Source organism: Streptomyces sp. NPDC020898 (assembly GCF_044333925.1).
In the GTDB taxonomy this organism is placed as follows: domain Bacteria; phylum Actinomycetota; class Actinomycetes; order Streptomycetales; family Streptomycetaceae; genus Streptomyces.
The window spans coordinates 112010-118256 of record NZ_JBIRRV010000006.1; the positions used below are offsets into that span (position 1 = coordinate 112010).

A 6247-nucleotide genomic window follows, 5' to 3' on the forward strand; every position below is an offset into this window, starting at 1 on the left:
GGTGCGCCAACGAGCCTGTGCCCAGGGCTACTTACGGGCCACGCCCGCGTACAGCGACACGGGGCCGTCGCCGAGGTGGGTCTCGCCCTCCGCGAGTTCGGGGTGCCAGTCCGGGACGGAGACGATGCCCGGCTCCACCAGGTCGAGTCCCTTGAAGAAACGGCCCACTTCGGCGTGCGAACGGCCCACGAGGGTCACCCCGCCGGCCGCGTACATCTCGATGCCGCGCCGCACGTCCTCCGGCTCGAAGTCGGCCGTCATCGCGGAGAGGACGAGGTGACTGCCCGGCGCCAGTACGTCGACCAGGGTGCCCACCAGGTCGTAGGCACCGTCCTCGTCGGCGATGAAGTGCATCAGGGCGATCAGCGACAGGGCGACCGGCTGGCCGAAGTCCAGTACGCGGCCCGCCTGTTCGAGGATCTCGGCGGGTTCGCGGGCGTCCGCCTGGATGTACTCCGTCGTGCCCTGCGGGGTACCGCGCAAGAGCGCCTCGGCGTGGGCGAGGACGATCGGGTCGTTGTCGACGTACACGACCCGCGCCTCCGGAGCGGCGCCCTGGGCGATCTGGTGGAGGTTGGGCTCGGTGGGGATGCCGGTGCCGATGTCGAGGAACTGGCGGATGCCCGCCTCGCGGACGAGCCATCGGGTGGCCCGCTGCATGAACCAGCGGTTGCTGCGCGCGGCCCGGGTGGCTCCGCCGTCGCTCTTCAGAATGTGCCGGGCGAGCTGCTCGTCGACCGGGTAGTTGTCCTTGCCGCCGAGTAACCAGTCGTAGACCCGTGCCGGATGGGGCTTTGTGGTGTCGATGCGGGTGCTCCGGCCCGTCCGGTCGGTTCCGGCTTCGCTGCTCCGGTGGGGGACGGGCTCGGTGCCGGTCATACGGCGCTCCTCTGCTCGGCAAGGCTGCTCGACTGGTGTGCTCGATCGGATGTGCGAGCAGTTTTGCACGATCACCGAGCGCGCCGCCCACCTTCCTCGCACACCCGTTCAGGCTGCCTGGCCGTACCGCTTTCGCGAACCGTTCAGTCGCCGCGCGGCCAGTTCTCCGCGTCGAACATCCAGCGCTGCTTCTCCAGTTCGGCCGTGATGCCGATCAACAGGTCCTGGGTGACCGGATCGGCCTTCTCCGTCGCGGCGATGCGTTCGCGCAGGCGCCCGATCGACGTGTCCAGGGCCTCGGCGACGAGCTGGACGACCTCCGTGTCCCGCAGCCAGCCGTCCTTCGGCCCCTGGAGCGCGAGGGACGAGGCGACGGTCTCGGGGCGGCCGTCGGGCGGGACGCCGAGCGCCGCCGCACGCTCCGCCACCGTGTCGGAGAACGCGCGGGCCGCCGACACCACCTCGTCGAGCTGCAAGTGGATCGAACGGAACCGCGGCCCCACGATGTTCCAGTGGGCCTGCTTCCCGATCAGCGACAGCCCCAGCAGATCCACCAGGGTCTCCTGGAGGGCGTCGCCGGTGACCCGGCGCTCCGACTCGGGCAGGCTGCTCTTGATGACAGTCATACGGTGTTCCTCCTCGTGACGCGGCCCGGACACCCGGACCGGTGTCGCGGGCCCGGGCCTCTCTCCCGTTACCGGACCCGCTCTCTCGCGGTACGGAGCAGTGCGGCGCGTTCCTCCTCACAGGTGCCGCCCCACACGCCCGAGGTCTGTCCACTGCGCAGGGCCCAGTCCAGGCACTGCGGGCTCACCGGACAGCGGGCGCACACGCGTTTCGCGGCGGCGATGTCCCGCAGCGCCGGCCCCGTCGTGCCCACGGGGAAGAACAGTTCCGGGTCCTCTCCCGCGCAGGCTGCTCGTCGCATCCACTCCATGGGGCGCGGGTGCCCAGGACGGATGGGCGGAAACGTGACGGAATCGGCTCCGGGTGGCGGCAGGGGCGATGAGCGGTCAGCAGCGGGGGAGGGTGATCAACCGGCCCGGGGCGCCAGTGCGCGGTCCACGAACGAGGTCAGTTCGGTGAAGGCCGCCGCCTTGTCCCTCTCCAGGAAGACCTCGTGCCGGGCTCCCGGAAAGATCCGCTCGGTCCAGTCGGTGCCGCGCAACTCCTCGACACCGGCGCGGCTCCCGGCGAGCGGAACGAGCCGGTCGTCGTCACCGTGCAGCCACAGCAGCGGCACCGGTCCGACGTCACCGCTCTTCGCCACGGTCTCCATGGTCCGTACGAACGCCTCAAGGGTCGGCCGCTTCATCGGACCGTGCCAGACCAGCGGGTCCGCCGTGTACGCCGCCTGCACCTGGGGGTCGCGGGACAGCGCGGCCGGGTTGATGGGCCGGTCGGGGATCTCGTCGAGCGCGAGCAGCCGCCCCGGCACGTCCCAGCTGCCGAGCACGGGCGCCGACAGGACGAGCGCGGCGAGCTCGTCGCCGTACCGCTGCGCGAAGCGGGCCGCGACCAGACCGCCGGCGGAGTGGCCGATCAGGACCACCGGAACGTCCGGGTGGGCGCCCCGGGCGAGGTCGGCGACGGCATGCAGATCAGTGACGGCGTCCTCGAAGTCCTCGATCACCGCCCGCTCGCCCGCCGACCTGCCGTGTCCCCGGTGATCGGGGCCCAGGACGGTCGCGCCGTGCGCCACGAGGACGCCGGCCAGTTCCTCGTACCGGCCCACGTGTTCGCCGTATCCGTGCGAGAGAAGGACGAGGTAGCGGGGCGGCTCGTCCCGACGGTCGGCATCACCGGGGGCGGGAAAGGGCCACTCGCGTACGGCGATCGGGCCCCTCGTTCCAGTGAGAACGTGCTCGCGGGACTCGGCCATGGCTGCTCCTCCGGCTGCGTCGGTGAGGGTCTGCGGGGATCTTCGCAGGGGCCGGGCGGGCGGGTCCACGGTGACGCGTCAGCCGTCCTCGGGCGTCCGGAGCCGGACGGTCGGCGTGGGGCAGGGGTCACCTGGCGAGACGCTCCTTACGGCGCCAGTTGGGTGGGCATAGCATCGGTCTCCGCATGAACACCATGACGCTCTGGCACATATCGCACTGGGAATTCGCCGCCCTCGCCGCCGCGGCGCTGCTCGTCGGCTTCTCCAAGACCGCCGTCAGCGGGGCCAACACGGTCAGCCTGGCGATCTTCGCGGCCGTCCTGCCCGCCCGCGAGTCCACCGGCGTACTGCTGCCGATCCTGATCGCGGGCGATGTCCTCGCCGTCCTGACCTACCGCAGACACGCCCACTGGCCGACGCTGTGGCGGCTGTTCCCGGCGGTCGCCGTGGGTGTGGTCGTCGGCACGGTGTTCCTGGTGTGGGCGGGCGACGAGGCCGTACGGACGTCGATCGGGGCCATCCTGCTGCTGATGGCCGGGGTGACGGTGTGGCGCCGACGGCGGGCGGAGGCGGCGGAGGAGGACGCGCCGGATGCCGTGAGTACGCCCGCCGGCCGCTTCAAGGCCCGCTCGTACGGTGTCCTCGGCGGCTTCACGACGATGGTCGCCAACGCGGGCGGCCCCGTCATGTCGATGTATCTCCTGTCGGCCGGGTTCCGGAAGCTCGGATTCCTGGGGACGTCGGCGTTCTTCTTCCTGATCGTGAACGTCTCGAAGGTGCCCTTCAGCGCCGGCCTCGGCCTGATCGACGGCCGTTCCCTGCTGCTTGACGCCGCGCTCGTGGTGTTCGTGGTGCCCGGGGCGTTTCTCGGCAAATGGGCTGTGAACCGAATCAACCAGCGACTGTTCGAGCAACTGGTGATCGCGGCGACGGTGGTCGGCGGAGCGCAACTGCTGCTCCGCTGACGACGTCTGGGACGATGGTCCAGGGCGGCCAGCAGCATGCCGAGCATCACCGTCACGAAGACGACGTTGCGGCGACGGCGGTCCAGCACGGGAGGCAGCGCGGCGACGGGCGGTGCGGTGTCCTCGGCGACTGTCACGAGGTCACGATCACACCGCCGGACCACCCCCGCATGCGGGACGGTCCGCCCGGGTGCCCCGCCTACGGCCGCTCGGGGTGGCGCCGCAGCAGGTACGTGTCCATGATCCAGCCTTTGCGCTCACGGGCCTGCGCGCGCAGCCGCTCGATACGGGGCGCGGCCTCGGCTATCGGCCCCGAGACGAGGATCTCGTCCGGGGTGCCTATGTAGGCACCCCAGTAGATGTCGATGTCCTCGTCGGCGTACTCCCGGAAGGCCTGATGGGCGTCCAGCATCACCACCACGTCGTCGACGCCCGCCGGAAACCCCTCGGCCAGCCGCCGCCCGGTGGTGATCTGGACGGGACGCGCCACCCGGTTCAGCCCCGTGCGGTGACGGGCGACGAGCGCGGAGACACTGCTGATGCCGGGCACGACGTCATACGTGAACTCCACCGCACCCCGCCCGAGGATCTCCTCCAGGATCCCGAGCGTGCTGTCGTACAACGAGGGATCGCCCCAGACCAGGAACGCCCCGCTCTCGTCCGCGCCGAGCTCCTCGATGATCAGCCGCTCGTAGATCCCGGCGCGGGCACTGCGCCAGTCCCCGACGGCAGGGGAGTACGCGGCACCCCCGGCCGTCCGGTCCCGGTCCGGATCGCGCGCCTCGACCAGGCGGTACGTCCCTTCCGGCACATGCGTGTCGAGCAGGTCCCGGCGCAGCCGCACCAGGTCGGACTTCACCTCGCCCTTGTCGAGGACGAAGAACACGTCGGTGCTCCGCAGCGCCCTGACCGCCTGCAGGGTGAGCTGGTCGGGGTCGCCCGAGCCGATACCGATGACATGAATCTTCCGCACGCCCCGAGTCTGCCGCACACCACTGACAACGCGACCGCCGGACCGGGTCAGCCGCCGACGGCACGGCCCGACAGCCGCGGCGCCCGGGCCCCCGCGTCGACGGCCGAGGCCTCGCGCTCCACCTCCGCCGCCAGCTCCCGCGCCCAGACGACGACCCCGGCGAGATCCATCCCGTACGACCGCGTCCGAGGACGTACGCCCGTCCACTCCTCGATCGCGCCGGCCCCGCGCCGCAGCAGCCGGGCGCCGCCCGTGACGTTCCCGCGTGCGGCATGGGTGAGGCCCACGGCCAGCTGCGCGAGCCCCCGCCACAGCGCACGCTCCTCCTCGGGGCCCGCCTTCCAGGCGTCCTCGAAGACCTCGTGCGCGTGGAACGGTTTCCCCGCGTCGAGCAGCGCCTGCGCCTCGGCGACCGTCTCCTCCGGGCGGCGTACGACCCCCTCGGGCTGCCGGTCCACCCCGTGCTCGCCGTACGGCAGCGGGCGCCCGAGCCCGTCCCGGGGCCGCGCGTTGCGTGCCCGTCCCTCCTCGTCCCGATCCCGCCGGCCGACTGCTGCCCGATCCTCCGATGCGCTGCCCATACACCGATTGTCGCGCGCCCCCGGCTGCCTTCGGGGCCACCCCTGACGTGGGGTAAGGTTCTGCTCGCGTGGTCACGCGGGGCAACCGCGGGACAACGCACCGGGACGTGGCGCAGCTTGGTAGCGCACTTGACTGGGGGTCAAGGGGTCGCAGGTTCAAATCCTGTCGTCCCGACTCGTGAGAGTCGTAGATCTGGGGCCGTTTCAGAGCAATCTGAAACGGCCCCAGATCGTTTTTGGGGACCAAACGGGGGACAGCCCCCTTGGCCATGCCAGTGGGCCACCGCGGTCGAGCTCGGCAGGGAGCTTGGGGTGACGCTGCCCGGAGGGCGGCGCCCCGCCGACCCGTTCGGCGCGATCACTCGCCTCGGAATGCGAAGGCGACTCCTCCGCCGCACCGAGCAAGGCGGAACTCGGCGCGCATGAGTCCCCGCCGGAAAGCCGACGGGGACTCATATGCAAAAGGCGGTCGTGAGGTGTGTGGTCAGCTGCAGACCACGTAGACCGTAATGGTGGTGGCGAGACCCGCCGTCGCGGTCACGGTCCAGTGGTCTCCGTTCGGGTAGGTCTGCCCGAGGATGGTGGCGAGGCCAGTGGCAGACAGTCCTCCGGAGATGGGAGTGGTGCCGACCGGGCATGACGGGGAGTTGTAGGACGCGTTGACGCCCAACAGGACGTTGAAGTCCTGGGAGAAGATCTGCGCGTCCACCGGTCCGGCGGGGCCGGTGGGGCCAGTGGCGCCCGTGGGGCCGGTGGCGCCCACGGAACCGTCGACACCCGCGGGGCCGGTCGGGCCGGTCGGGCCGGCCGGGCCCGTGGCACCGTCGGCGCCTGCAGGGCCGGTGGCACCGTCGGCGCCTGCAGGTCCGGTCGGGCCGGTGGCACCGTCGGCGCCTGCAGGTCCGGTCGGGCCGGTGGCACCGTCGGCGCCTGCAGGTCCGGTCGGGCCGGTGGCACCGTCGGCGCC

7 protein-coding genes, 1 tRNA gene and 1 pseudogene are annotated in these 6247 nt (G+C 71.7%); 2 read left to right on the forward strand and 7 right to left on the reverse strand.

Annotated features, from left to right (window positions below; all coding sequences use genetic code 11):
- Window positions 1-27 precede the first annotated feature (27 nt).
- The 4 genes from ACH4TV_RS20475 to ACH4TV_RS20490 all read right to left on the reverse strand — a co-directional run bounded on the left by ACH4TV_RS20475 (window position 28) and on the right by ACH4TV_RS20490 (window position 2761).
- A complete protein-coding gene (locus tag ACH4TV_RS20475; protein WP_398399980.1) occupies window positions 28-879 on the reverse strand; it encodes an SAM-dependent methyltransferase in 852 nt (283 codons plus the stop codon).
- Window positions 880-1022: 143 nt separating this feature from the next.
- On the reverse strand, window positions 1023-1505 hold the full coding sequence (locus ACH4TV_RS20480) for a Dps family protein (protein ID WP_398399982.1): 483 nt from the start codon (window positions 1503-1505) through the stop codon (window positions 1023-1025).
- 68 nt (window positions 1506-1573) lie between these two features.
- A complete protein-coding gene (locus tag ACH4TV_RS20485) occupies window positions 1574-1807 on the reverse strand; it encodes a WhiB family transcriptional regulator (RefSeq protein ID WP_398399984.1) in 234 nt (77 codons plus the stop codon).
- Window positions 1808-1912: 105 nt separating this feature from the next.
- Window positions 1913-2761 carry a lysophospholipase gene (locus tag ACH4TV_RS20490; protein WP_398399986.1) on the reverse strand — a complete coding sequence of 283 codons (849 nt, stop codon included), beginning with the start codon at window positions 2759-2761 and terminating at the stop codon, window positions 1913-1915.
- Between the two features lie 185 nt (window positions 2762-2946).
- On the opposite strand from ACH4TV_RS20490, the gene ACH4TV_RS20495 reads away from it, so the two are divergent.
- Window positions 2947-3726 (forward strand): sulfite exporter TauE/SafE family protein, encoded by a 780-nt coding sequence (locus ACH4TV_RS20495; RefSeq protein ID WP_398399988.1) that lies wholly within the window; start codon window positions 2947-2949, stop codon window positions 3724-3726.
- A gap of 199 nt (window positions 3727-3925) precedes the next feature.
- Here ACH4TV_RS20495 and cobF read toward each other — a convergent pair whose 3' ends face one another.
- Together cobF and ACH4TV_RS20505 are read right to left on the reverse strand one after the other, a co-directional pair.
- The gene (cobF, locus tag ACH4TV_RS20500) at window positions 3926-4699 is read right to left on the reverse strand and encodes a precorrin-6A synthase (deacetylating) (RefSeq protein ID WP_398399990.1); all 774 of its coding nucleotides are present in this window, start codon (window positions 4697-4699) and stop codon (window positions 3926-3928) included.
- 47 nt (window positions 4700-4746) lie between these two features.
- On the reverse strand, window positions 4747-5280 hold the full coding sequence (locus ACH4TV_RS20505) for a DUF309 domain-containing protein (protein ID WP_398399992.1): 534 nt from the start codon (window positions 5278-5280) through the stop codon (window positions 4747-4749).
- A gap of 101 nt (window positions 5281-5381) precedes the next feature.
- Here ACH4TV_RS20505 and ACH4TV_RS20510 point away from each other — a divergent pair.
- Window positions 5382-5455 (forward strand) — tRNA-Pro (locus ACH4TV_RS20510).
- A 309-nt stretch (window positions 5456-5764) separates the two neighbouring features.
- On the opposite strand, the pseudogene ACH4TV_RS20515 reads toward ACH4TV_RS20510, so the two are convergent.
- Window positions 5765-6247: pseudogene (locus tag ACH4TV_RS20515) on the reverse strand (hypothetical protein); the annotation flags it as partial.

What these genes read in the sequence shown, in the direction of transcription:
- ACH4TV_RS20485 (WP_398399984.1), bottom strand. Translation starts at nt 1,807, where the DNA reads ATGCGACGAGCAGCCTGCGCGGGAGAGGACCCGGAACTGTTCTTCCCC.
- ACH4TV_RS20490 (WP_398399986.1), bottom strand. Translation starts at nt 2,761, where the DNA reads ATGGCCGAGTCCCGCGAGCACGTTCTCACTGGAACGAGGGGCCCGATC.
- ACH4TV_RS20505 (WP_398399992.1), bottom strand. Translation starts at nt 5,280, where the DNA reads ATGGGCAGCGCATCGGAGGATCGGGCAGCAGTCGGCCGGCGGGATCGG.
- ACH4TV_RS20475 (WP_398399980.1), bottom strand. Translation starts at nt 879, where the DNA reads ATGACCGGCACCGAGCCCGTCCCCCACCGGAGCAGCGAAGCCGGAACC.
- ACH4TV_RS20480 (WP_398399982.1), bottom strand. Translation starts at nt 1,505, where the DNA reads ATGACTGTCATCAAGAGCAGCCTGCCCGAGTCGGAGCGCCGGGTCACC.
- ACH4TV_RS20495 (WP_398399988.1), top strand. Translation starts at nt 2,947, where the DNA reads ATGAACACCATGACGCTCTGGCACATATCGCACTGGGAATTCGCCGCC.